At 72.8% G+C, this 23,599-nt stretch carries 20 protein-coding genes; 10 read left to right on the top strand and 10 right to left on the bottom strand.

What is annotated here, in order from left to right:
* Window positions 1-3: 3 nt before the first annotated feature.
* Complete coding sequence (locus BJZ21_RS08680; RefSeq protein WP_179663368.1) at window positions 4-462, bottom strand: hypothetical protein; 459 nt, start codon at window positions 460-462, stop codon at window positions 4-6.
* A gap of 180 nt (window positions 463-642) precedes the next feature.
* Between BJZ21_RS08680 and BJZ21_RS08685 the strand changes: the two genes are divergently transcribed.
* Window positions 643-2,028: an HNH endonuclease gene (locus tag BJZ21_RS08685; RefSeq protein ID WP_179663369.1), complete on the top strand. Its 1,386-nt coding sequence runs from the start codon at window positions 643-645 to the stop codon at window positions 2,026-2,028.
* Window positions 2,029-2,119: 91 nt separating this feature from the next.
* A complete protein-coding gene (locus BJZ21_RS08690; RefSeq protein ID WP_179663370.1) occupies window positions 2,120-2,899 on the top strand; it encodes a L,D-transpeptidase family protein in 780 nt (259 codons plus the stop codon).
* 34 nt (window positions 2,900-2,933) lie between these two features.
* On the opposite strand, the gene BJZ21_RS08695 is transcribed toward BJZ21_RS08690, so the two are convergent.
* Window positions 2,934-3,776 carry a hypothetical protein gene (locus BJZ21_RS08695; protein ID WP_179663371.1) on the bottom strand — a complete coding sequence of 281 codons (843 nt, stop codon included), beginning with the start codon at window positions 3,774-3,776 and terminating at the stop codon, window positions 2,934-2,936.
* A 118-nt stretch (window positions 3,777-3,894) separates the two neighbouring features.
* On the opposite strand from BJZ21_RS08695, the gene BJZ21_RS08700 reads away from it, so the two are divergent.
* Window positions 3,895-4,323: an NUDIX domain-containing protein gene (locus tag BJZ21_RS08700; RefSeq protein WP_179663372.1), complete on the top strand. Its 429-nt coding sequence runs from the start codon at window positions 3,895-3,897 to the stop codon at window positions 4,321-4,323.
* Between the two features lie 107 nt (window positions 4,324-4,430).
* Window positions 4,431-6,335 carry a 1-deoxy-D-xylulose-5-phosphate synthase gene (gene dxs / locus BJZ21_RS08705; RefSeq protein ID WP_179663373.1) on the top strand — a complete coding sequence of 635 codons (1,905 nt, stop codon included), beginning with the start codon at window positions 4,431-4,433 and terminating at the stop codon, window positions 6,333-6,335.
* Here dxs and BJZ21_RS08710 read toward each other — a convergent pair.
* The 5 genes from BJZ21_RS08710 to BJZ21_RS08730 form a co-directional block, all read right to left on the bottom strand.
* A complete protein-coding gene (locus tag BJZ21_RS08710; protein ID WP_179663374.1) occupies window positions 6,291-7,595 on the bottom strand; it encodes an MFS transporter in 1,305 nt (434 codons plus the stop codon). The genes dxs and BJZ21_RS08710 overlap by 45 nt on opposite strands.
* Before the next feature lie 36 nt (window positions 7,596-7,631).
* Window positions 7,632-8,891: an LssY C-terminal domain-containing protein gene (locus BJZ21_RS08715; protein WP_343052049.1), complete on the bottom strand. Its 1,260-nt coding sequence runs from the start codon at window positions 8,889-8,891 to the stop codon at window positions 7,632-7,634.
* Between the two features lie 70 nt (window positions 8,892-8,961).
* Window positions 8,962-9,285 carry a putative quinol monooxygenase gene (locus BJZ21_RS08720; protein WP_179663375.1) on the bottom strand — a complete coding sequence of 108 codons (324 nt, stop codon included), beginning with the start codon at window positions 9,283-9,285 and terminating at the stop codon, window positions 8,962-8,964.
* A gap of 28 nt (window positions 9,286-9,313) precedes the next feature.
* Window positions 9,314-11,437: a 3-hydroxyacyl-CoA dehydrogenase NAD-binding domain-containing protein gene (locus BJZ21_RS08725; RefSeq protein WP_179663376.1), complete on the bottom strand. Its 2,124-nt coding sequence runs from the start codon at window positions 11,435-11,437 to the stop codon at window positions 9,314-9,316.
* Window positions 11,434-12,639 carry an acetyl-CoA C-acyltransferase gene (locus BJZ21_RS08730; protein WP_179663377.1) on the bottom strand — a complete coding sequence of 402 codons (1,206 nt, stop codon included), beginning with the start codon at window positions 12,637-12,639 and terminating at the stop codon, window positions 11,434-11,436. The genes BJZ21_RS08725 and BJZ21_RS08730 overlap by 4 nt, the downstream gene beginning before the upstream one ends.
* A gap of 225 nt (window positions 12,640-12,864) precedes the next feature.
* Here BJZ21_RS08730 and BJZ21_RS08735 point away from each other — a divergent pair, with 225 nt between their 5' ends.
* On the top strand, window positions 12,865-13,791 hold the full coding sequence (locus BJZ21_RS08735; protein WP_343052050.1) for a proteasome assembly chaperone family protein: 927 nt from the start codon (window positions 12,865-12,867) through the stop codon (window positions 13,789-13,791).
* 35 nt (window positions 13,792-13,826) lie between these two features.
* Complete coding sequence (locus BJZ21_RS08740) at window positions 13,827-14,696, top strand: acyl-CoA thioesterase domain-containing protein (protein ID WP_179663378.1); 870 nt, start codon at window positions 13,827-13,829, stop codon at window positions 14,694-14,696.
* On the opposite strand, the gene BJZ21_RS08745 is transcribed toward BJZ21_RS08740, so the two are convergent.
* Together BJZ21_RS08745 and BJZ21_RS08750 are read right to left on the bottom strand one after the other, a co-directional pair.
* On the bottom strand, window positions 14,697-15,584 hold the full coding sequence (locus BJZ21_RS08745) for a MaoC/PaaZ C-terminal domain-containing protein (RefSeq protein WP_179663379.1): 888 nt from the start codon (window positions 15,582-15,584) through the stop codon (window positions 14,697-14,699). It abuts the gene before it with no gap.
* A complete protein-coding gene (locus tag BJZ21_RS08750; protein ID WP_179663380.1) occupies window positions 15,584-16,945 on the bottom strand; it encodes a 3-oxoacyl-ACP reductase in 1,362 nt (453 codons plus the stop codon). Before BJZ21_RS08750 ends, BJZ21_RS08745 begins: the two co-directional genes overlap by 1 nt.
* Window positions 16,946-17,085: 140 nt before the next feature.
* Here BJZ21_RS08750 and BJZ21_RS08755 point away from each other — a divergent pair, with 140 nt between their 5' ends.
* The 3 genes from BJZ21_RS08755 to BJZ21_RS08765 all read left to right on the top strand — a co-directional run bounded on the left by BJZ21_RS08755 (window position 17,086) and on the right by BJZ21_RS08765 (window position 20,799).
* Window positions 17,086-18,366, top strand: coding sequence for an acetyl-CoA C-acetyltransferase (locus tag BJZ21_RS08755; protein WP_179663381.1), 1,281 nt, complete (start codon window positions 17,086-17,088; stop codon window positions 18,364-18,366).
* 96 nt (window positions 18,367-18,462) lie between these two features.
* A complete protein-coding gene (locus BJZ21_RS21710) occupies window positions 18,463-20,037 on the top strand; it encodes a protein kinase domain-containing protein (protein ID WP_179663382.1) in 1,575 nt (524 codons plus the stop codon).
* Window positions 20,038-20,106: 69 nt separating this feature from the next.
* Window positions 20,107-20,799, top strand: coding sequence for a TetR/AcrR family transcriptional regulator (locus BJZ21_RS08765; protein ID WP_179663383.1), 693 nt, complete (start codon window positions 20,107-20,109; stop codon window positions 20,797-20,799).
* A 198-nt stretch (window positions 20,800-20,997) separates the two neighbouring features.
* On the opposite strand, the gene BJZ21_RS08770 is transcribed toward BJZ21_RS08765, so the two are convergent.
* Complete coding sequence (locus tag BJZ21_RS08770; RefSeq protein ID WP_179663384.1) at window positions 20,998-22,554, bottom strand: ATP-dependent DNA ligase; 1,557 nt, start codon at window positions 22,552-22,554, stop codon at window positions 20,998-21,000.
* A gap of 77 nt (window positions 22,555-22,631) precedes the next feature.
* Here BJZ21_RS08770 and BJZ21_RS08775 point away from each other — a divergent pair, with 77 nt between their 5' ends.
* The gene (locus BJZ21_RS08775) at window positions 22,632-23,582 is read left to right on the top strand and encodes a DNA-3-methyladenine glycosylase family protein (RefSeq protein ID WP_343052053.1); all 951 of its coding nucleotides are present in this window, start codon (window positions 22,632-22,634) and stop codon (window positions 23,580-23,582) included.
* Window positions 23,583-23,599: the final 17 nt, after the last annotated feature.

Here is a 23,599-nt window from a genome sequence, read left to right on the forward strand (position 1 = left end):
GCCTCAGCGCCGCGAGGCCGGGGAGGCCGGGGAGGCCACCAGGCCCAGCGCATGCGCGTGACGCACGACGTCCGCGCCGACGGGATCGTCCTCCTGCAGGTAGGCGACGGCCTGGGCAAGTGGAAGCTCGAGGACCTCCGCGACCGTCTCGCCGTCAGCCGGGTTGGTGGGCTCGCCGACGATCCGTACGTCGGCGACCGCGTAGGCCCACAGACTGCGCGGGTGCGGCAGGTGGGGCCGGAACGGGCGCTCGCGGCAGCTGTCGGCCACGTGCGCGGCGAAGCAGCGGACCTCACCCACGATCTCCGCGGCCGGGGTGACCGCGACGAGATGCAGGCGCGAGACCAGCTCCTGCGAGGCGAGCTCGGTCGTGTACCGGACCCGGGCGTCCGCGTAGTCGACGTACGCCTCGCGAAAGAGGTCCGGGAACCGCGCGCTCCAGAAGGCGTCACCTCGTCGCATGCCCGTCAGCCTCCCAGGGCGGAGCGGCGGGCGCTGCAGATCGCTTGGCCGGGCGCGGGTCGTCCTTCCGGGCGACGCTCCCGCCCGCGGGAGATTTCTTTACTTTCGAATTTGCTGGTCCTGTGCAAGAAGGGCGGTTCTGGGCCCCGGGGTGTCGGTGCCGGGTGCTTGCATGGGTGCATGTTGATCACCGACCCGGCCGGGGAGCCCGTGGAGCTCGACGAGCTCGACGGTGACGCCACGCTGTCGGTGCTGTCGAGTCTGAAGGTGCAGGCGCGGGCGGTGGAGCGGGACAAGCTGCGGGTGGTGGCGCACTGGTGTGTGCTGCACCCCGCCACCGCCGAGGACGGGGTCGCCACCTGGGATCCCTCGGGCCTGCCGGGGGTGCTGGGCCAGGAGGAGTCCCTGGGTGGGGAGGGCTGTCCGCCGGTCGCGGCGTTCACCCCCGAACCCCTGGCCGCCACCTTGGGGGTCTCCAAGCACGCGGTGCGCCAGTTGATCGCCGACGCCCTGGACCTGGGCCACCGGCTGCCCCGCTGCCGGCGGCGGGTCGAGGCGCTGGAGGTGGAGGCGTTCAAGGCCCGTCGGGTCGCCCAGCTGACCCACCCGCTGTCGCAGGCGGCGGCCGCGCAGGTCGACGCCGCCCTGGCCCCGGTGCTGCACTCGTGCTCGTTCGCGGCGATCGAGCGTGCCGTCGCGGCCGCGATCGCCGCGCACCATCCCGAGCTGGTCGCCGAGCGGGAGAAGAGGGGCAAGGACGCCTGGGACGTCACCCTTCACCACCCCGGACCGGCCGATTTCGCGGGCACGTCCTGGCTCGAGGCGACCGGGGACACCTTGGACCTGACCGCGTTCTACGACCGGGTCGGCCAGATCGCCGCCGACCTCGCCGACGCCGGCGACACCGACCCCCTCGGCGCGCGGAAGGCCAAGGCGCTGGGGGTGCTGGCCCGCCAGGGCCTCGAGGGCGCGGAGGCCGACCTGGCCACCCTGGTCGGCGCCAGCCAGGCCGATCAGGCCCCACCGGCCCGGCCGAGGCCGCCGCGCTCGCGGAAGCCGAAGACTCACCTGTTCTTGCATTTCACGCTGCTCGAGGCGCTCGGCCTCGCGGTCGATGACGAGCTGGTGTGCGGCCAGGTCGAGAGACTCGGCCCGGTGCTGGAGGAGGCCATCCGGGCCTGGCTGGCCGGCTCCGAGGCGGTCATCACCCCCGTGTTGGACCTCAACCGGTCCTGGGCCGTGGACGGCCACGACATCCCCGCCGCGATGCGTGAACAGGTCGTCCAACGCGACAAGCACTGCGTGCACCCCTACTGCGCCACCGACGCCCGGGCCTGCGACCTGGACCACATCACCCCCTACCTCCCGATGGACGAGGGCGGACCACCGGGCCAGACCAACCCCGACAACCTCGCGCCTCTCTGCCGAAGACACCACCGCGCCAAGACCAGCGGCCGATGGCGCTACCGACGCGACCCCACCACCGGCAACTACCACTGGACCGGCCCCCACCACCGCCACTACCTCACCACCCCGCTAGGCACCCTCGAGCACCAGCCGAACTGACGCGCCCGGTGGTCGCCCGGGCGGTGACCTTGGCCCCTACCCACTCGGGTCGGCACGGCGGTCTCCTCGAAGCCCGGGGAGAGGATCGACGATGAATGGTCCATGGCGTGGTGCCGGCGGCTCCCGGGTGCCCGCCCTGGGGGTCGTGGCCGCGTTGGTGCTGACCCTCGCGGTGCTGGGGCCGTTGACGGTGACGCCCGCGCCCGCCGCAGGTGCCACGGCGGGAGGGACACTTCGCGATCCGTTCAGCCGCGAGATCGTGCGCCGGGGCGACGTCGATGCCGACCCGTACCACATCGAGCATGTCTACGAGGTCCAGTACCGACTCAAGCGGGTCGGCCTCTTCGACGCGGTCCCGAACGGCCAGTTCGGTCCCATCACCGAGGCCGGCGTCAAGAAGTTCCAGAAGAGGATCGGGGTCAGGCCGACCGGGATCGCCAACCGCCCCACCTGGCGTCGGTTGATCAAGCAGAGCGTGCGTGGTCGCGGCGCCGTCCCACCCGGCTGCACGACAAGCGGCTGGCACGCCTGCTACGACCGCTGGTGGCACCAGGTGAACCTCTACCACGACGGGAAGCTGCTCAATTCCTGGCTGGTGCGCGGTGGAGGGAGCTCCACACCCACCCGCACAGGGACCTTCCGGGTGTACTACCGGGATATCGACCATGTCAGCAGCGCCTTCCACACCCCGATGCCCTACGCGCAGTTCTTCTCCGGAGGCCAGGCCCTGCACGGCTCGCGGCTGATGATGGACCCGTACGTCGGGCACAGTCACGGCTGCGTGAACTTCTGGACCGAGGACGCGCGGCAGCTGTGGGCGCTCACCTCCCACAAGCGCCTCCGGGTGCACGTGTACGGACAGTGGAGCTGAACGAGCACGCAGTGTGCGGTCGGACCTCCCGCCGTCAGGGCCGCTTGCTTCGCACGAGAGCGGTGAGCGCGGCGGCGGTGGCCACGAGCCAGAGGGCTGCGAGCCCGGCAGCGAGGTCGCTGCTGCCGTGGTTCGGGTAGTCACCGGTGGCGCGAGGCGGGAGCATGTGCTGCTGACCGCCGTCGCGCTGGTGCACGACCGCGGAGGTGTGCATGGTGACATGGGTGACCACGGCGCCGACCGGGTTGCCGGTCAGGGCGATGGGAACGTTGGCGGCGACGGCTCCGAGCTCGGGGTAGCGCAGGTCCTGGCTGCGGAACTCGGAGTAGCCCAGGTGGTAGGTCGCGGTCACGAACATCGACAGCACGAGGGCCAGGCCCGCGAACGCCGCCCTACGGGCGGTGCTGTGCCGATCGCCATGCAGCAGCAGGTAGGCGACCGCCGCGGGGAACACGAACAAGGTCAGGGCGTCCACGGTTCCGTAGACGAGCCCTCGCCAGACGATCTCGAACCCGAAGTGCCAGCCGGCGGCCCGGGCCGTCCCCGTCTGCGCGAAGATCCCGGCCGCGAGTGCCGCGCCGACCACGGCGCCGAGCACGACGGTCTGCCACAGGTGCAGCGTCCACAGCTCCTTCAGGGCGTCGGCGTAGCGGGTCACGAACGCGGTGAAGAAGACCACCGCTACGGTGAAGTAGCCGAGGTAGTACAGGTCGGGTTGCAGACCGAGCCAGCCGGTGCCCACGGCAGGTACCAGGAAGAACCCCACTGCCGCGGTGGCGTACCACAGCCAGAGTTGCTGGGACGGTGGGCTGGCGTCGCGGGTCCGTGAGAAGTGGACTGAGAAGTGGATCCGGTGTGGGTGGCTCATCTCGCTCATCCCGCTCATCTCCCTCCTGTTCATGAAGCGACCCGCGGCTCCGGGCAGGTAGGGCCAGACGTCACGGCCGCCCAAGGTGCCTGCGGTGGGTCTGCGGCGCGGCCGCTAGCGTGGCGACATGTTGCGATTCGGCTGTGTGATCCTCGTCGACCGCCGGGGGTGGCTGCTGCTGCAGGAGCGGGATGAGCACCCGGCCATCGACCCGGAGAAGTGGTCGCTGTGCGGTGGGCACCTCGAGGAGGGCGAGGAGTACGCCGAGGGCGCCTCCCGCGAGCTCGCGGAGGAGACCGGGGTGCAGCTGGCGCCGCACGAGCTCGAGCTGTTCTGCGAGCTCGACCTGCGGCCCTTCGGCCGCGACTCCCACGACGTGATGGCGGTGTACGCCGCGGCCACCGAGCTCACCGACGACGACATCGTCCTCGGCGAGGGCCGCCAGATCGTGTTCGTCGAGCCCGGCGCCGCCCGGTGCCTGGACCTGAGCCCGTCGGCCGCCGCGGTGGTGCCGGACTTCCTCGACTCCGACCACTACCGGCGGCTGTGCCGGTGAGCCCAGCGGAGATGGGCGGACGCGAGGAGGGGGCAGTCGCGGTTCTCGATCTGTGACCCGCCCCGATACAGTGAACGGTCGGCACCAACCACGAGAGCGGAGGACACATGGGCCTGCTGGAGTCGATCTCGACGCCCGGTGACCTCGCCGGTCTGACCGACGAGCAGCTCGAGACCCTCGCGAGCGAGATCCGCGACTTCCTGGTGGCGACCTGCGCCCGCACCGGCGGCCACCTCGGCCCGAACCTGGGCGTGGTCGAGCTCACGATGGCGATCCATCGGGTCTTCGAGTCGCCGAAGGACCGGGTCGTCTTCGACACCGGCCACCAGGCCTACGTCCACAAGCTGCTGACCGGCCGCCGCGAGGGCTTCGAGAAGCTCCGCCAGGAGGGTGGCCTCAGCGGATACCCCAGCCAGGCGGAGTCCGAGCACGACATCGTGGAGAACTCGCATGCCTCGACGGCGCTGAGCTACGCCGACGGGCTGGCCAAGGCGTACGCCATCCGCGAGGAGGACCGCCACGTCGTCGCCGTCATCGGCGACGGCGCGCTGACCGGCGGCATGGCCTGGGAGGCGCTGAACAACATCGCAGTGGCCCGCGGGAGCAAACTGGTCATCGTCGTCAACGACAACGGCCGCTCCTACACGCCGACCATCGGCGGCCTCGCGAACGCGCTCACCTCGCTGCGCACCAACCCGCGCTACGAGCAGATCCTCGAAGCGGTCAAGAAGCGGCTCAACGCGGTCAAGGGCATCGGCCCGGTCACCTACGACGCGCTGCACGCGATGAAGCGCGGCCTCAAGGACGCGCTCGCGCCGCAGGGGCTCTTCGAGGACCTCGGCCTGAAGTACGTCGGGCCCGTCGACGGCCACGACCGCGCCGCGATGGAGCACGTGCTGGCCCAGGCCAAACGGTTCAACGGGCCCGTCATCGTGCACGCGCTGACCCGCAAGGGCTTCGGGTACGACGCCGCCGAACGGCACGAGGCCGACCAGTTCCACTCGCCCGGCCCCTTCGACGTCGACTCCGGCCTCGAGGTGCCCAAGGGGCGGATCTGGACCGACGTGTTCGCCGACGAGATCGTGCACATCGGCCAGCGCCGCAAGGACGTCGTGGGGATCACCGCCGCGATGGTGCACCCGGTCGGGCTGCACCACTTCCAGGCCCGGTTCCCCGAGCGCACCTTCGACGTCGGCATCGCCGAGCAGCACGCGGCCACCTCGGCGGCCGGCCTGGCGATGGGTGGGCTGCACCCGGTCGTCGCGGTCTACGCGACGTTCCTGAACCGGGCCTTCGACCAGGTGCTCATGGACTGCGCGCTGCACCGCTGCGGTGTCACGTTCGTGCTCGACCGGTCAGGCGTCACCGGTGACGACGGCGCCTCCCACAACGGCATGTGGGACATGTCGATCCTGCAGGTCGTGCCCGGGCTGCGGCTCGCCGCGCCCCGGGACGCCACCCGGTTGCGCGAACTGCTCAACGAGGCCGTCGAGGTCGAGGACGCCCCCACCGTGGTGCGGTTCCCGAAGGGCCCGCCGCCCGAGGACATCCCGGCCGTCGGCAAGGCCGGCGGTGCCGACGTGCTGGTGCGCAACGGCACCAAGGACGTGCTCATCGTCGCGGTCGGCTCGATGGCCACCACCGCGGTCGAGGTCGCCGACCGGCTGGTCGCGCAGGGCATCGGCGTCACGGTCGTGGACCCGCGCTGGGTCAAGCCGGTCGACCCGGCCATCGTCCAGCTCGCGCGCGAGCACAAGCTGGTGGTCAGCGTGGAGGACAACGGGAAGGTCGGCGGCTGCGGCGCCGTGCTGCTCCAGACGCTCAACGAGGCCGGGGTGACCACGCCGTTCCGGCTGCACGGCATCCCGCAGGCGTTCCTCGAGCACGCCAAGCGGGCGGCGATCCTCGAGCGCATCGGCCTCACGCCGCAGGCGCTGGCGCTGTCGATCGTGGAGGACATCACCGCCTCAACCGCCGCCGAGTCGCTCCTGGAGTCCGACCAGCCCCTGTGAGTCGCCGTGCCGGGCATGCCGGAAGGGCGAAGCGGCCAGCCCCCCGGCGACCAGGGTGAACCCGACGATGGCCACGACCATGACCGGGCGATAGCCGACGGCATCGGCGAGCAGGCCACCCAACGGAGCGCCGATGACGATCATCGCGCGGTTCAGGGACCTCCTGGTGGTGTTCATCCGGCCCTGGAGCTCGTCGGGGGTGATGGCCTGTTGGTAGGCCATCTCGTTGGCGTTCTCCACGCCCATGGCCAGGCCGATGAGGAACTGCCCGCCGCCCGCGAGCACGAGCGCGAGCACCGATGCGTGGCCGTGGTTCTGCACGGGCGCGATCACGATCACCGCCCAGGCGAGCGGCATGACGGCGCGACAGGCGATGACCGTCCCCCCCGCACCCCAACGCATCCCCACCCGGGTGGAGACCGAGCTGCCGAGGAGTCCTCCCACCCCGGCGGCGGCGAAGGCCACGCCCAGCTCGAAGGGGCTCAGCCCGAGCCTGAGCAGGGCGAAGGGCACGAAGACCGTGGTCACGATGCTGTTGCACAGGAACCAGCCGTGCGTCGAGAGCACGACGGGAGCGAGCATCCGGTGACGGTAGATCCACCGGAGTCCCTCGCCGATCTCGCGACGCAGGTGGCGCGGCGTGCCGTCGGGGACCGGGGTCGGTTCGGGCGTCCGGATGCTCGCTGTGGCCAGCGCGGAGACCAGGTAGGAGACGGCGTCGACCAGCACGGCGGCCGGTGCACCGATCGCGGTCACCAGTCCGCCGGCGACCACTGGACCCGAGGTCTGCGCGACCGACGAGCTCTGGTCCAGCCGGGCGTTCGCGGCGAGCAGCGAGGGCCCTGGCACCAGCCGCGGCAGGAAGGACTGGGAGGCGGCGTCGTTCAACAGCGACATGGTGCCGAAGACGACCATCACGACGAGGAGCGTCGGCAGGCTCAGGTCGTCCACCATCCACAGGACCGGGATGCTGAGGAGCAGGACGGCGCGGGCCAGGTCGGTCACGACGAGGACCGGGCGCCGCCGGCGGCGCTCGACCAGGCTCCCCACGACCAGCCCGAGCAGCAGGTACGGCGTCCAGCGCGCCGCGTTCAGGAGCCCGACGTCGCCCGCGGAACCGTGCAGGGACAGCACCACGAGGACCTGGAGCGCCATGGTCGTGACGTAGCTGCCGAACCCCGACACCGTCTCGGCCACCCAGAACCGAGTGAAGTCGTGGTGCCCGAACACGTCACCTGGGGGTTCGTCGCCACCGGTCATCTGCGTCCCCCGAGCCTCACCGTCCGATCGAACGGCTCATGATGTCAAAGCCGACCCGCGTCGGCACCACGCGGTCGCGACCGGCGAGGAGAGGGCGAGCACGGCCATGATCGTCACGCCCGCGTGGCGCACCGCCGCCAGCTGCGTGCCGGTCACGTCGCTGACGTCGTACTCGACGAACTGGGCGACCGCGATGAGGCAGGACAGCAGCAGCAGCCAACGGCGGGACCACGCGGAGCGGCGCAGCATCATGACCGCGCAGGCCAGGGACGCCACGGCCAGGGCGACCACGAAGCCCAGCAGCAGGTGCTCGGCCGTCGAGGCGTCGCCGGTCCAGATCCCCAGTGCGTCGAGCAGGACCGCCGGCCCCACCACGATGGCGAGGACCGCCGGCAGCAGGACCTGCAGCGGCGGTCTCGCGGCCTGGTCGGGCCGATCCACGAGGGGGTCGGCACCGGCCCCCGGTGCCACCGCGGCGAGGTCCACGACGGGAAGGGTGCCGTCGGTGTGCACGGTGTCGCCGCCTCCGTTGCGGGAGTGGTAGCCGGTCGTGAAGTCGAGGAGCGGCTCCACGGTGGCGGCGGGCTCGGCCCGCAGGATCGAGTCCGTGATGAAGTCACGCTCGACGTCGATGTCGGCGTCGATCTTGTGGGTCACCTGCAGCGTGAAGAGCGACAGCCCGACCCGGCGGTCGTAGGTGCCCCCGGCCAGCCAGTCGACCCGGTGCCCGCCGGGGAGCACCCAGCCCGGCGGCGTGCGCCAGAGCCGTACGTGGTGCCGCTGGCCCGGGTTGCCGGCCACCTCCTGCTGGAACGCCGCGTCCTGCTGCCGGCCGAACAGCATCAGCGGACTGACAGGAGCCTGGCTGTAGCTGCGGCCGGACAGCGTCGCGGTGATGATGTGCACCGAGCTGGCCAGCGTCACCGGGTCCGCCTTGATCCATCCCGCGCGGCCCAACGCGGTCGACAGCTGCTCGCCGGTGCCACGGAAGGCGAGGTTGAGCGGGTCGCCGAGCAGTCCGTCGGAGGTTCGGGTCCGGCCGATGAAGTAGTCCGGGACGTAGATCGACGACAGGATCCGGTTCAACCGGGGGAGTGCGAGATAGGCGAGGACCAGCCAGAACACCACGAGGAGGGCGAGGCTCCACCACGAGAGGTCGAGGCTCGCCCGGGCCAGGTCCCAGGCGAGCCAGACCGCGGCGACGGTGCCGAACCCGAAGAACAACCGGTCGACCAGCTCGGTCCGGTCGGCCGGCGCACCCGGCAGGTCGCGCACCTTGTCCGGTAACGCGCTCACGCCTCGATGCTCTCACCGGTCCGAGTGGTGGCGCCTCCTCCTGGCGACAGGAGGAGGCGCCGTCACCGGGTCAGTCGACCTTCATCTCGCCGAGCTCGTTCCAGTCGTCCTGGTCGACGCTCTGGCTGACGATCTTCGGCGTGGCGGCCAGGTACGCCGGCAGCTTCGCCTGCGCGGCCTTGAAGTGGTCGCTGTTCACGTGCCGCCCGCCCGCGTCGCCGTCCCGGAACGCCTCGACGAGCACGTACTCGTTCGGGTCGTCGAGGCTGCGGGACCAGTCGAACCAGAGGCAGCCCTCCTCGGCGCGGGTGGCCGCGGTGAACTCGCGGCTGATCTCGGGCCAGTCCTCGGCGTGCTCGGGCTTGACCTGGAACTTCGCGGTGATGAAGATCATCGGCTCTCCTCAGGAGTCGGCGTCGGGCTCAGTGGAACTTCTTCCCACTCACCTTCTCACCCAGCCCCAGCCGGTCCAGCAGCATCGTCAGGCCGCCGTTCCAGAAGGAGAACCCGGCCCCGGTGATCATCGCGAGGTCGAGGTCCTCCGGCGCGGCGACGACGCCCTCGTCGAGCATCAGCCGCGCCTCCTCGGCGAGCCCAGCCAGCGTGCGCTCGCGCACCTCGGCGGGCTCGAGGACCACCGGCGAGGCCGGCTTCTCGAGCAGTGCCTCGACCTCGGGGTCGAGGCTGCCGTCGGGCCCGTAGTACGCCGCCTTCCGCGCCGCCACCACGCGCTCGAGCGCGGGCGAGACGTAGAACCGGTCGGGGAACGCCCTGTGCAGCGTCTCGTTGTTGTGCAGCGCGATCGCCGGCCCGACCAGCGAGAGCAACATGAACGGCGGCATCGGCGCGACCCCCGCGAACGCGGAGTCGACCACCGGCACCGGCGTGCCCTCGTCGACGATCCGCCCGACCCCGCCCATGAACCGGCCGAGCAGCCGGTTGACGATGAAGGACGGGCTGTCCTTGACCAGGATCGTGGTCTTCTTCAGCGCCTTGCCGGTCGCGAACGCCGTGGCCAGCGTCGCGTCGTCGGTCCGCTCGCCCTTCACGATCTCCAGCAGCGGCATCACCGCGACCGGGTTGAAGAAGTGGAACCCGACGACCCGCTCGGGGTGCTCGAGGTCGGCGGCCATCTCGGTGATCGACAGCGAGGAGGTGTTGGTGGCCAGGATGCACTCCGGCGACACCGTCTTCTCGACGTCGGCGAAGACCTGCTTCTTCACCGACATCTCCTCGAAGACCGCCTCGATGACGAAGTCGGCGTCGGAGAAGGCGTCGACACCCTCGGCTCCGCCGCTGAGTGCGCCGGAGACCAGGGCCTTGTGGCGGTTGGCCTTGTCCCCGCCGATCCGGCCCTTGGCGAGCAGCTTGTCGATCTCGGCGTGCACGTAGGCGACGCCCTTGTCGACCCGCTCCTGGTCGAGGTCGGTGAGCACCACCGGCACCTCGAGCCGGCGCACGAAGAGCAGGGCCAGCTGGCTGGCCATCAGCCCGGCGCCGACGATGCCGACCTTGGTCACCGGTCGCGCCAGCGACCGGTCCGGCGCGCCGGCCGGACGCTTGGCCCGCTTCTGCACGAGGTCGAAGGAGTAGAGCGACGCCAACAGCTCCGGGGTGCGGGACATCGCCTCGAGGGCCTCGTCCTCGCGGGCGAAGCCGGCGTCGCGGTCGCCGTCGCGGGCGGCCTCGATCAGCTCGACGGCCTTCTTCGCCGCCGGGCTGGCACCTCCGGTCTTCGCCTCGACCACCGATCGGGCCTTCGCGACCGCGGCGTCCCACGCCTCCCCGCGGTCGATCTCGGCCCGGTCGACGGTGACCGTGCCGTTGAGCACGTCGGCCGCCCAGCGCAGCGACTGCTCGAGGAAGTCGGCGCCGGAGAAGCAGGCGTCGGCCAGCCCGAGCGCGTAGGCCTCGGCGCCCTTGAGCACCTTCCCGTTGTTCAGAGGGTTCTCGATGATGACCTTGACGGCCTGCTCCGCGCCGACCAGGTTCGGCACGAGGAACGCGCCGCCCCAGCCGGGGACCAGGCCGAGCATGACCTCGGGCAGGCCGAGCGCCGGGGCGCTGTCCATCACGGTGCGGTAGCCGCAGTGCAGGGCGACCTCGAGGCCGCCGCCGAGCGCGAGGCCGTTGACGAACCCGAACGACGGCTTGGCCCGGCCGTTCACCCCGTCCTGCAGCTTGCGCATCACCGCGTGGCCGAGCTCGGCGATCACGCGTACGCCGTCCGGGCCGCCGCCCGCGATCGAGGTCAGGTCGGCGCCGGCGGCGAGGATGAACGGCTTGCCGGTCACGCCGATCGAGGTGATCTCGTCGTCGGCCAGCGCCGCGTCGATCGCGGTGTTCAGCGCGATCAGGCCGCGCGGCCCGAACGTGTTCGGCTTGGTGTGGTCCTCGCCGTTGTCGAGGGTGATCAGGCCCATGACGCCGGCGCTCCGGCCGTCGCCGCCCACCAGGGTGACCTTGCGCAGCTTGGCGTCGGTGACCCGTTCGGCGTCGGTGGCGAGCTCCTGCGCGCGGGCCAGGAGGTTGTCGATGGCGCTCACGCGGCCGCTCCCTTCCAGTTCGGGTTCTCCCAGATCACGGTGCCGCCCATGCCGATGCCGATGCACATGGTGGTCAGGCCGTAGCGGACGTCGGGCCGCTCCTCGAACGCGCGAGCGAGCTGGGTCATCAGGCGGACACCCGAGGAGGCCAGCGGGTGGCCCATGGCGATCGCGCCGCCGTAGGGGTTGACGCGCGGGTCGTCGTCGGCGATGCCGAAGTGCTCGAGGAAGGCCAGCACCTGCACGGCGAAGGCCTCGTTGACCTCGAACGCCTCGATGTCCTCGATGGTCAGGCCGGCCTGCTTGAGCGCCTTCTCCGTGGCCGGGATCGGCCCCGCGCCCATCACCTCGGGCTCCACGCCGACGAAGGAGTAGGAGACCAGCCGCATCTTGACCGGCAGCCCGAGCTCGCGGGCGGTCTCCTCGTCGGCCAGCAGCGCGGCGGTCGCGCCGTCGTTGATGCCGGCCGCGTTGCCGGCGGTCACCCTGCCGTGCGCCCGGAAGGGCGTCTTCAGCGTGGCGAGGCTCTCGAGCGTGGTGCCGGGGCGCATCGGCTCGTCGGTGGTGGCCAGGCCCCAGCCCTGCTCGGCGGAGCGGGTGGCGACCGGCACCAGGTCGGCCTGGATCTTGTGGTCGGCGTACGCCGCCGCGGTCTTCTCCTGCGAGCGCACGGCGTAGCGGTCCACGCGCTCCTTGGTGATCGTGGGGTAGCGGTCGTGGAGGTTCTCGGCGGTCTTGCCCATCACCAGCGCGTCGGGGTCCACGATCCGCTCGGAGAGGATGCGCGGGTTGGGGTCCACCGACTCGCCCATCGGGTGGCGGCCCATGTGCTCGACGCCGCCGGCGATGGCGACGTCGTAGGCGCCGAACGCGATGCCGGACGCGGTCGTCGTGACCGCGGTCATGGCGCCGGCGCACATCCGGTCGATCGCGTAGCCGGGGACGCTCTGGGGCAGCCCGGAGAGCAGGGCGGCGGTCCGGCCGATGGTCAGGCCCTGGTCGCCGATCTGGGTGGTGGCGGCCACGGCCACCTCGTCGACCCGCTCCGCGGGCAGCGAGGGGTTGCGGCGCAGGAGCTCGCGGATGCACTTGATGACGAGGTCGTCGGCGCGGGTCTCGGCGTACTGGCCGTTGGCCTTGCCGACGCCGAAGGGGGTGCGCACGCCGTCGACGAAGACGACCTCTCGCAGCTGTCGGGACACTCTCGGGGGTCCTCTCACGAAGGGACGGGGATCTGGCGTCACGTTACCCTGCGGTAACAACGCGGCGACACCGGCCTGCGGTGTGGCTGTGCTCACCCGGCGGGGCGCAGTGTGCGGGGGCGGACGCGGGGAATATCGTGAGTCGTCCGGGTGCTGCGCCTGCCGCGGCGGACGACCGTCCGCCGGACCGCCGTCCGGACCGCAAACCCGAGGAAGGGGCCGACCGTGCCGCAGGAGCCGCGTCTGGTGCACATCGTCGACGACGTGCCCGAGCTGGAGGAGGCCTCGCCGCTGACGATGGTGGTGGTCCTCGACGGCTTCCTCGACGCCGGCAACGCGGCCGCGAGGGCGGCCCGGCACCTCGTGGACCTCGGTGAGGGCCCGGTGGTGGCGACCTTCGACGTCGACCAGTTCCACGACTACCGGGCGCGCCGGCCGGCGATGTCGTTCGTGCGCGACCACTACGAGGCGTACGACGCCCCGCGCCTGGTCGTGCGGCAGCTGCGCGACACCGGCGGCACGCCGTACCTCCTGCTGCAGGGCCCCGAGCCCGACAACCGCTGGGAGGCCTTCTGTCGCTCGGTGCGCGAGGTCGTCGAGCGCTTCGGGGTCACCCGCGTGGTCAGCATGGGCTCGGTGCCGATGGCCGTGCCGCACACCCGGCCGATCGCCGTCACCCACCACGCCAACGACCCGGACCTGCTCATCGGCGCCAGCGCCTGGAGCGGCGAGCTGCGGATCCCCAGCAGCGCCCAGGCGCTGCTCGAGCTGCGGCTGGGGGAGTGGGGCCACGCCGCGCAGGGCTTCGTCGCCCACATCCCGCACTACCTCGCCCAGCTGGACTACCCGAAGGCGTCCGCAGCGCTGCTGGAGCAGGTCGAGCGGGCCGGACGGCTGACCATCGACCTGTCCGCGCTGCTGGTGGAGGCCGAGGAGCGCGAGCTCGAGATCACCCGCCACCTGGCGGCCAACGAGGAGGTCCACCAGGTGGTGGTCGCCCTCGAGCAGCAGTACGACGCCTTCGAGCGCGCGCAGGCGTCCGGGAGCAACCTGCTGGCCGAGGATCAGCCGCTGCCGACCGGCGAGGAGATCGGGCGCCAGTTCGAGCAGTTCCTCGCCGGCCTCGACCACCCCGACACCGACCAGCAGTAGCCCGCCGTCCCCCTCCCCGTCCCTAGGATCCGCCTGTGCCCGCACCCGCCTCCGCCCAGGACCTCGTCGAGCTGCTCGAGCTCGAGGAGATCGACGTCGACCTCTACCGCGGCCGGCAGTCCGACACCGACCGGCAGCGCGTCTTCGGCGGCCAGGTGGCCGCGCAGGCGCTGATCGCCGGCATCCGGACCGTGGCGCCCGAGCTCGCGGTGCACTCCCTGCACTCCTACTTCCTGCGTCCCGGCGACACCCGGATCCCGATCGTCTACGACGTCGAGCGGATCCGCGACGGCCGCTCGTTCAGCACCCGGCGGGTGGTCGCCCGCCAGCACGGGCGGGCGATCTACTACCTGACCGCGAGCTTCCAGCGCGCGGAGGACGGCCTGGAGCACCAGGACGTGATGCCCCAGGTGCCCGGCCCCGACGAGGGCATGAGCCTGGCCGAGCTGTGGCTGAAGAGGCAGGACGGCGACCAGGCGCAGTCGCTGGTCAAGGAGTTCGCCGCGCTGGACGCTCGCTACCTCGGCAACTCGCTGCGCGGGTTGGAGGAGGACCCGGACCGCCCGGCGCGGGCGCGGATGTGGCTGCGCGTCACCGAGGATCTCGGCGACGACCCGGTCCGTCACCTCGCGGCGTTCACCTACGCCAGCGACATGAGCCTGCTCGGCGCCACGCTGACGCCGCACAAGGCGGGGCCGCCGCAGATCCAGATGGCCTCGCTGGACCACACCATCTGGTTCCACCGGCCCTTCCGGGCCGACGAGTGGTGGCTCTACGACCAGGCGTCGCCCTCGGCGCAGGGCGCGCGCGGGCTGGCCATCGGGCGGGTGTTCGCCCAGGACGGCCGGCTGGTGGCGACCGTCGCCCAGGAGGGCCTGATCCGCCCGGTCACCCCCCGCGACTGATCAGGCCGCGCGGGTCCGGCCCGCCAGGTGCGGCGCGCCGCTCTTCGGGCTGCTGAGCGAGAAGGCGTAGCCCGGGCCGTCCTCGGACTCCGCGAGCCGGCGGGACCCGAACGCCACCGACCCCGGCAGCAGGATCGGCTTCTTGAAGGCGACCTGGACGGTCGCGGCGTCCGGCAGCCGGTTCTCCAGCATCGCCACGCAGCGCGCCATGCTCCACATGCCGTGCGCGATCTGGCGCGGGAAGCCCAGCGCCTTCGCGGTCAGCGGGTAGAGGTGGATCGGGTTGTGGTCGCCCGAGACCGCGGCGTACCGGCGGCCGAGGTCGGCCGGCAGCCGCCACACGATCCCGGTCGGCGGTGCCTCGGGGAGCTCCGAGCCGCGGTCTGCGGCCGCGTCACCGCGCCCGCGGCGCAGGAACGTCGAGGTCTCCTCCCACACCGGCTCGCCGGCGGAGTGCACGGTGGTGACCATGTCGAAGACCCTGCCCTTGGCGTGCGGGCGCAGGTCCCGCGCGCGGGCGGTCACCTGCAGCCGCTCGCCGGCGGAGATCGGCCGGTGCCGGGTGATCGTGTTCTCCAGGTGCACGGTGCCGATCGCCGGGAACGGGAAGGAGCCGTCGGTCATGATCGCCATGTGCAGGCCGAAGGCCAGCAGGTGCGGGTAGGGCAGCGGGAGCGTGTCCTTGGCCGGGAAGCCGCAGACCCGGGCGTAGGCCGCCACGTGGCCGGGGTCGACCTCGACGTCGTGCCGGGTCAGCACCAGGTCGGGCAGGTCGTCCCCGCTCCTGCGCACCCCCGGCAGCGCGTTGACCCCGGGGAGCGCGGGCAGCGCGGCCTTCAGCATCATCGGCAGCGCGCCGGGCGTGCCCTCCACGACACGGGTCTCCATCAGGCCCCCAGCATCATCTGGCCGCAGACGCGGACCACGTTGCCGTTGACGGCGGTCGAGCCGGGGCTGGCGAACCAGGCGATGGCCTCCGCGACGTCGATGGGCAGGCCGCCCTGGGACATGGCGTTCATCCGCTGGCCGACCTCGCGGGTCGCGAACGGCACCGCGGCGGTCATCTGCGTGATGATGAAGCCGGGCGCGACCGCGTTGATCGTGATGCCCTTCGTCAGCTCCCCGGCCAGGGAGTCCACGAGCCCGATCACGCCGGCCTTGGAGGCCGCGTAGTTGGTCTGGCCCACGTTGCCGGCGATGCCGGCGATGGAGGCGACGCCGATGATCCGGCCGTTGTCGTGGACGACGCCCTGGTCGAGCAGCTCGCGGGTGATCCGCTCCGGGGCGATCAGGTTGACCTCCAGGACCTGCTGCCAGCGGTCTCCCTTGTCCGACGGCGCCATGTTCGCGAGCTTGCGGTCGCGGGTGATGCCGGCGTTGTGCACGACGACGTCGACGCCGCCGTGCTCCTCCTTCAGGTAGTGGGCGATCCGCTGCGGGGCGTCCTTGGCGGTGATGTCGAGGACCAGGTGGTCGCCGTCGAGCTCGCCCATCACGGACTGCAGCTCGCTGGCGGCCTGCGGGACGTCGACGCCGACCACGGTGGCGCCGTCGCGGTGCAGCACCCGGGCGATCTGCTCGCCGATCCCGCGGCTGGCGCCGGTGACCAGGGCGACCTGGCCGGCCAGCGGTCGCTGCCAGTCGGTGACCTCGGCGGCCTTCGTCGTACCCGTCGCGCCGACCCGGACGACCTGGCCCGAGACGTAGGCGGACTTGGGGGAGAGCAGGAACGCCAGCGTCGACGCGGTGGCGGCCTCGGCGCCGTCGGCGACGTAGACCAGCTGCACCGTCCCGCCCCGGCCGACCTCCTTGCCGAGGCTGCGTGTGAAGCCCTCCAGCGCGCGCTGCGCGACCCGCTCACCGCCCGCGACGGACTCCGGCGGCGTGCCCAGCACGATCAGTCGCGGGCAGCTGTCCAGGCTTCGCAGCACCGGCGTGAAGAAGTCGCGCAGCGCGACCAGGTCGGCGGAGCTGGTGAGGCCGGTGGCGTCGAACACCAGGCCCTTGTACGTCGCGCCCTCGGACGTCGCATCGGCGTCGGCGGACCGGACCGAGGCGATGCCGAGGCCGTCCAGCAGCTCGGGGAGCGAGTCGCCGAGCCGGCCGCGACCGCCGACGAGCACGGTGCCGTCGACCAGCGGTGCGCCTTCGGTCCAGCGCTCCAGCCTCGCGGGGGCGGGCAGGCCGAGGTTCTTCACGAGCAGCTTGCCGATCGGCGTCTGCACGAAGCCCTGGTACTTGTCGCTCATGCGTCGGGATCCTCCGTTGATCGTGAGCCGGCTGGGTCGTCCGAGTCCATGCAACTCGATGTGTAACTCTGCGTCCACATTTCGTGACGTGCCCCTCATAACCTTCACTCCCGAGGGCCGCAGCGCAAGGATGTCTGGCCATGAGGACCGAGACCCGCCGCGTCGCCGTGATCGGCGGCGACCGCATCCCGTTCGCCCGCTCCAACACCGCCTACGCCGACGTCTCCAACCAGGACATGCTCACGGCCGTCATCGACGGCCTGGCGGCCCGGTTCGGGCTCGAGGGCGAACGACTCGGCGAGGTGGTCGCCGGCGCCGTGCTCAAGCACGCCCGGGACTTCAACCTGGCCCGGGAGGCGGTGCTGGGCTCGCGGCTGGCGCCGGAGACGCCGGCCATCGACATCCAGCAGGCGTGCGGGACCGGCCTGCAGGCGGCGATCGAGGTCGCCAACAAGATCGCGCTCGGCCAGATCGACGTCGGCGTCGCCGGCGGCACCGACACCACCTCCGACGCGCCCGTCGCGATCAGCGACCGGCTGCGCCGGAAGCTGATGAAGGTCAACGCCGCCCGCGACGTCAAGGGACGCGTCGCGGCGCTGGGCGCCATCCGTCCCGGCGACATCGGCCTGGAGATCCCGCAGAACGGGGAGCCCCGCACCGGCCTGTCCATGGGCGAGCACGCCGCGCTGACCGCGCTTGAGTGGCGGGTGACCCGGGAGGAGCAGGACGAGCTCGCGGCCGCCTCGCACCGCAACCTCGCCGCGGCGTACGACGAGGGGTTCCTCGACGACACGGTCACGCCGTTCCGCGGCGTCGAGCGCGACAACAACCTGCGCGCCGACTCCAGCGCGGAGAAGCTGGCGAAGCTCAAGCCGGTCTTCGGCAAGGGCGAGGCGGCCACCATGACCGCGGGCAACTCCACGCCGCTGACCGACGGCGCGTCCGCGGTGCTGCTGGCCTCCGAGGAGTGGGCGTCCGGGCGCGGGCTCGAGCCGCTGGCCTTCCTCGCCGACTACGAGACCGCGGCCGTGGACTACGTGCACGGCGGGGAGGGCCTGCTGATGGCCCCGGCGTACGCCGTGCCGCGGATGCTGGCGCGCCAGGGGCTGACCCTGCAGGACTTCGACTACTACGAGATCCACGAGGCGTTCGCCTCCCAGGTGCTCTCCACGCTCAAGGCGTGGGAGGACCCGGTCTTCTGCAAGGAGCGCCTCGGCCTCGACGCGCCGCTCGGCCCGATCGACCGCGACCGGCTCAACGTCAAGGGCTCCTCGCTGGCCGCCGGCCACCCGTTCGCCGCGACCGGCGGCCGGATCCTCACCGTGGCCGCGAAGCTGCTCGCGGAGCGCGGCGAGGGCCGGGTGCTCATCTCGATCTGCGCGGCCGGCGGCCAGGGCGTGGTCGCCATCCTCGAGCGCTGACCTCCGGACTGTTCCGACCCGCGGGCGACCACCGTCCGTGGACCGGTTGTTCGGGAGGGGTCGCATCACTCGCCGCGACTCGGGTACGAGGCCGACGTGGTGGATGTGGCGCAGACCCTCGCGGACGGCCGCTACGAGCTCGGTCCGGTGATCGGCTCCGGCGGCAGCGGGTCGGTCCGGCAGGCGCACGACCGCCTGCTGGACCGGCCCGTCGCCGTCAAGCTGCTGCGAGACGACGGTGCCGACGACACCGACCGGCAGCGGATGCGTGCCGAGGCACAGCTCGCCGGCTCGCTTGCCCACCCCGGCATCGCCCGGGTCTACGACTACGGCGAGGAGCCCGCCGCGGACGGGGCAGGTGGCCGGCCGACGCCGTACATCGTCATGCAGCACGTGGCGGGTGCCTCGCTGTGGCAGGTGCTGGCCGAGCGCCGCACCCTCCCGCCCGCCGAGGTGATGCGGATCGTCGCGCAGGTGGCGGACGCGCTGCAGGCGGCGCACCGGGCCGGGATCGTGCACCGCGACCTCAAGCCCGCGAACCTGCTACTCACCGAGGACGGTGGGGTGGTGATCGTGGACTTCGGGATCGCCCGCACCCGCGGTGCGGACCCGCTGACGCGCACCGGGACCATCGTCGGCACCGTGGACTACCTCAGCCCGGAGCAGGCCGAGGGCCGGTCCGCGACGCCGCGGTCGGACCTCTACTCCCTCGGCATGGTGGCCTACGAGTGCCTGACCGGGCGCAAGCCGTTCCGCCGCGAGACCGAGGTCGCGACGGCCCTCGCGCACCTGCTGGAGGACGCGCCCGAGCTCGGCGCGGAGGTCCCGGCATCGGTGCGGGCGCTGGTCGGTCAGCTGATCGCCAAGGATCCCGAGGAGCGTCCCAAGGACGCGGCGGAGGTCGCCGTCCGCGCCGCCGGCCTCGCCGTCCCCACGACCGTGGTGCTGCCGCCTCCCGCGGCCCGGCGCCTGGTCGCCGCGGTGCGTGGTCCGGCGCTCCGGTCCCGACGCGCCTACGTCGCGGCCGGGGTGCTGGTCGCGGCGGTCGCAGGGTCGGCGCTGGTGGCGGCCCGGCCGGCCACGTCGAGGGTTCCGGACCTGCGCGGTGAGTGGTGGACGGCGGCGAGCGCGACACTCGACGGTCGTGACCTCGAGGCGCGCCGGCAGGTCGTGGACGACCCGGCGGCGCACCGAGGCACCGTGCTGCGGCAGGACGTGCCGCCCGGCTCGACCGTCCATCAGGGCGCCGTGGTGACACTGTCGGTGGCCTCCGGGCGCACGGACCTGAAGGCGAGCGACGTGCTGGGGGAGTCGTGGCGCCGGGCGGCCCGGGACCTGGTCGCGCTCGGGCTGGTGCCCGAGCGCACCTCCCGCACGCAGGGCTCGAGGGCCGGCCGCGTCGTCGGCGTCCGCCCCACCGGTCGGCTGCCGCTCGGCGCCACGGTCACGCTGGCCGTCGCCCAGAAGCCGGCCCCGGCCGCGGTGACCTCCTCGACCGCCGCTCCGTCCCCGGCCGTGCCGCGCGTCACCCGGACGCCCCACCCCCGGGTGCACCACCGCGCGCAGCGGCATCACCGCAAGCCACCCAAGGCGCACCGCGGGCACGGGCACGGGCGAGGGCACGGGCACGGACACGGACACGGACACGGGCGGGGCCACCGGCCGCACTGAGTCCGGGCCATCGTGTGACATTCGTGCCACGGCCGTGCAACTCCGCGTTGCACTTCCTACGATGGCGTCATGCCCACCCACGAGAGCCCGCCGACCGACGGCCGCCGCTCCGCCGCCGCGGCACGACGGCGGGCGCGCGAGCGGGAGATCCTGGCCGCGACCCGGGCGCTCTTCGACGAGCGCGGGGTGCGGGACGCTCAGATCGAGGACATCGCCCGAGCGGTGGGCATCAACCGGGCGATCGTGTACCGGCACTTCACGGGCAAGGAGGAGCTCTTCGCCCTGACCCTGGTGACCTATCTCGACGAGCTGCGCGGCGAGCTCGAGGAGGCCGCGGCCGGTCACCGCGATGCCGGCGAGCGGCTGGCGTCGCTCGTCGGGGCGTTCGTCGACTACGGCGTGGCCCACCCGGCCTTCACCGACTGCGCGCAGGCGCTGATGCGGCGCAGCGGTCCCGAGCTGCTCGAGGAGATCTCCGAGGGCGCGCTCTTCCGGCTCGGCCGGGGGATCTCCTCGTGCCTGGCGACGCTCGGCGGCGTGCTGGAGGAGGGCGTGGCCAGCGGCGACTTCACCGTGGACGACCCGACGCTGCTCGCGAACACCCTCTACGCCAGCGGGCTGGGCGCGCTGCAGCTGGCCCGGGTCGGGATCCTGGTCAAGGAGGCTGCCCCCGGCATCCCCACGGTCGGCTCGATCTCGCCCGACCAGGTCAAGGACTACCTGGTCGCCTCGGCGCTCGCGCTGGCCAGCCGCCCGACCTGACACCGGCCTGCGGTCTGCGGTCTGTGGACTGCGATCGCGATTCCTTTGCGGCGGATCTGATCTGCCTGGTGGGTGGGATCCGCCGCAAACACCGGCTGCCCCGGGCGTGCTAGCGGTCGGCCCCGATCTCGACGGGATCCTGGCGCCGTGCAGCACCGACTTGGCGTGCTGGCAGACCGGAGGCCAACCTGTTCGGCATCACCGCGTAGGACCGGCGCCGGCGTCCGGCACTCGCGAATACGACCGAACCGTCTCGACCGTGTCCACCTCCTCAGGGCCCTTGTCGTCGCGGTAGCGGAGCACCCGGGCGAAACGCAGGGCCATCCCGCCGGGGTAGCGCGAGGAGCGCTGCACGCCGTCGAACGCGATCTCGACGACCTGCTCGGGCTGGACGTGGACGACGTGCCCCTCCCGGTGCGTCTCCAGCTCCAGGAAGCGTTCGGTCTGCCAGCGCAAGGTCTCGTCGGTGAGGCCCTTGAACGTCTTGCCCAGCATCACCAGCCCACCGGTCGCCGGGTCGCGGGCGCCGAGGTGAATGTTCGACAGCCAGCCCTGGCGCCGGCCGCTGCCCCACTCGACGGCGAGCACGACGAGGTCGAGGGTGTGCACCGGCTTGACCTTCACCCACGCGGCGCCGCGCCGGCCGGCGTCGTACGCCGCGGCGAGGTTCTTCACCACGACGCCCTCGTGGCCCGACGCGAGGGCGCCCGCCAGGAAGGACCGGGCCGCCTCGGGGTCGGAGGTGACGAGGCGGGGGACCCGGTGCTGCTCGGGCACCAGCCGGCCGAGGACCGCGAGCCGGTGGGCGCCGGGGGCGTCGAGCAGGTCCTCCCCGTCGTGGTGGAGCACGTCGAAGAAGTACGGCGTGACCGCGACCCCGCCCTCCTGCGTGACCCGCTGGGCGGTGCGGGCTGCGGTCTCCTGGAACGGCCGCGGCCGACCTCGGTCGTCGAGCGCGATCGCCTCGCCGTCGAGCACGAACCGGGTGGCGGGCAGCGACAGCGCCACCGCCACGACCTCGGGCAGCCGGGCGGTGATGTCCTCCAGGCTCCGGGTGGCCACCAGCACCTCGTCGCCGTCCCGGTGCACCTGGATGCGGATGCCGTCGAGCTTCACGTCGACCGCGACCTCGCCGCCGTCCACGCCGGCCGCCTTGACCAGCGCCGCGTCGAGGTCGGGGGCGCTGGAGGCCAGCATCGGCAGCACCGGGCGGCCGACCTGCAGGCCGAGGCCGGCCAGCTCGGCCTCGCCGCCGGTCATCGCCGCCACCGTGACCGCGACCGTGGAGCCGACCAGCATCGCGGCCCGGCGTACCGCGGCCAGCGGCACGCCCGAGGCCAGCGCCACCGCCTCCTGCACCAGCGCGTCGAGCGCGCCCTGCCGCACCTCCCCGGTGACCACGCCCCGCAGCCAGGCCTGCTCCTCGACGGTGGCCCGGCCGAACAGCTCGGCCACGGCGGCGGTCCGGGCCGCCTGCGAGCCGGGCCCGGCCAGCGCCGCGATGGTCTCGAAGGCCGCGTGCACCTCCAGCACCTCCAGCGCCGGCGCCTCGGCGGCCGACGGCAGCTCGGCCAGGCTGCGCCAGCCGAGGCCGGTGCGGCGCTGCCGCAGGGTCCCCCCGAGGTACGCCGTGACCGTCTCGATCTCCTCGGGCGCGGCCCGGGCGAGCAGCTCGGCGATCGCGGCGACCTTGGCCTTGCGAGACCGGGTCGCCGCGACGGCGTTGGAGGTGGCGACGACGTCGGCGAGCAGCACGTCGTCATTGTGCCGGGTGCCACCGACGCCCCGACGGGGCCGCAGCGGGCGGGGGTGGCGTCGGTTAACGTGCCGCCGTGACGTCGCAGGAGCCCCGGGAGCGGATCTGGCGCCCCGGGTTCGACTGCCCGGTGAGCCGGATGCTGCTCCACCGACGGCGCGGAGCCGGCGATCCGACGTACCGTCTCGACGCCGCGGGTCGGCACTGGCGCGGCGTCCGGACGCCCGACGGCCCGGCGACGCTGGTGCTGCGGGCGCGGCCGACGGACGCGGAGGTGCACGCGCAGGCGTGGGGCCCGGGTGCGGAGTGGGCGCTGGCGTCGGTGCCCGACCTGCTCGGGGCCGCGGACGACCCGAGCGGGTTCGAGCCGCGGCACCCGGTGCTCGCCGAGGCGCTGCGGAGGTACGGCGAGGTCCGGGTCGGCCGCAGCGGGCTGGTGATGGAGTCGCTGGTGCCGGCCATCCTGGAGCAGAAGGTGACCGGGCAGGAGGCCTTCGCCGGCTTCCGGATGCTGGTGCACCGGTTCGGCGAGCGGGCGCCGGGGCCGGGCCGAGAGCAGCGGCTGTGGGTGCAGCCGACCCCGGAGCAGCTCCGCGTGATCCCCTCCTGGGAGTGGCTGCGCATGCACGTCGACCCGGCCCGGTCCAGGACCCTCGTGCAGGCCGCTCGGGTCGCCGACGCCCTCGAGCGCACCGTCGGGCTGCCCCACGAGGAGGCCGACCGCCGGTTGCGCAGCCTCCCCGGCATCGGCGTGTGGACCAGCGCCGAGGCGCGCCAGCGCGCCCACGGGGACCCCGACGCCGTGTCGTTCGGCGACTACCACGTGGCCAAGGACATCGGCTGGGCGCTGACCGGCACGCCGTTCGACGACCAGGAGCTCGAGGAGTTCCTCGAGCCCTGGCGGCCGCACCGGGGCCGGGTCCAGGCCCTCGTGGCGATCGCGGGGCTGCACCGCCCCCGGCACGGCGCCCGGATGGCCCCGCGCACCCACCTGCCGGCGTCCGTCACCCGTCGGGTCCCTCGCTGAGCGGGCGTACCGCCGGT

Origin of the sequence: Nocardioides panaciterrulae, from assembly GCF_013409645.1 — a bacterium.
Taxonomy (GTDB): Bacteria; Actinomycetota; Actinomycetes; order Propionibacteriales; family Nocardioidaceae; genus Nocardioides; species Nocardioides panaciterrulae.

What these genes read in the sequence shown, in the direction of transcription:
- BJZ21_RS08750 (WP_179663380.1), bottom strand. Translation starts at nt 16,945, where the DNA reads ATGAGCGACAAGTACCAGGGCTTCGTGCAGACGCCGATCGGCAAGCTG.
- BJZ21_RS08680 (WP_179663368.1), bottom strand. Translation starts at nt 462, where the DNA reads ATGCGACGAGGTGACGCCTTCTGGAGCGCGCGGTTCCCGGACCTCTTT.
- dxs (WP_179663373.1), top strand. Translation starts at nt 4,431, where the DNA reads ATGGGCCTGCTGGAGTCGATCTCGACGCCCGGTGACCTCGCCGGTCTG.
- BJZ21_RS08720 (WP_179663375.1), bottom strand. Translation starts at nt 9,285, where the DNA reads ATGATCTTCATCACCGCGAAGTTCCAGGTCAAGCCCGAGCACGCCGAG.
- BJZ21_RS08700 (WP_179663372.1), top strand. Translation starts at nt 3,895, where the DNA reads ATGTTGCGATTCGGCTGTGTGATCCTCGTCGACCGCCGGGGGTGGCTG.
- BJZ21_RS08710 (WP_179663374.1), bottom strand. Translation starts at nt 7,595, where the DNA reads ATGACCGGTGGCGACGAACCCCCAGGTGACGTGTTCGGGCACCACGAC.
- BJZ21_RS08690 (WP_179663370.1), top strand. Translation starts at nt 2,120, where the DNA reads ATGAATGGTCCATGGCGTGGTGCCGGCGGCTCCCGGGTGCCCGCCCTG.
- BJZ21_RS08695 (WP_179663371.1), bottom strand. Translation starts at nt 3,776, where the DNA reads ATGAGCGAGATGAGCCACCCACACCGGATCCACTTCTCAGTCCACTTC.
- BJZ21_RS08685 (WP_179663369.1), top strand. Translation starts at nt 643, where the DNA reads ATGTTGATCACCGACCCGGCCGGGGAGCCCGTGGAGCTCGACGAGCTC.
- BJZ21_RS08745 (WP_179663379.1), bottom strand. Translation starts at nt 15,584, where the DNA reads ATGGAGACCCGTGTCGTGGAGGGCACGCCCGGCGCGCTGCCGATGATG.
- BJZ21_RS08755 (WP_179663381.1), top strand. Translation starts at nt 17,086, where the DNA reads ATGAGGACCGAGACCCGCCGCGTCGCCGTGATCGGCGGCGACCGCATC.
- BJZ21_RS08765 (WP_179663383.1), top strand. Translation starts at nt 20,107, where the DNA reads ATGCCCACCCACGAGAGCCCGCCGACCGACGGCCGCCGCTCCGCCGCC.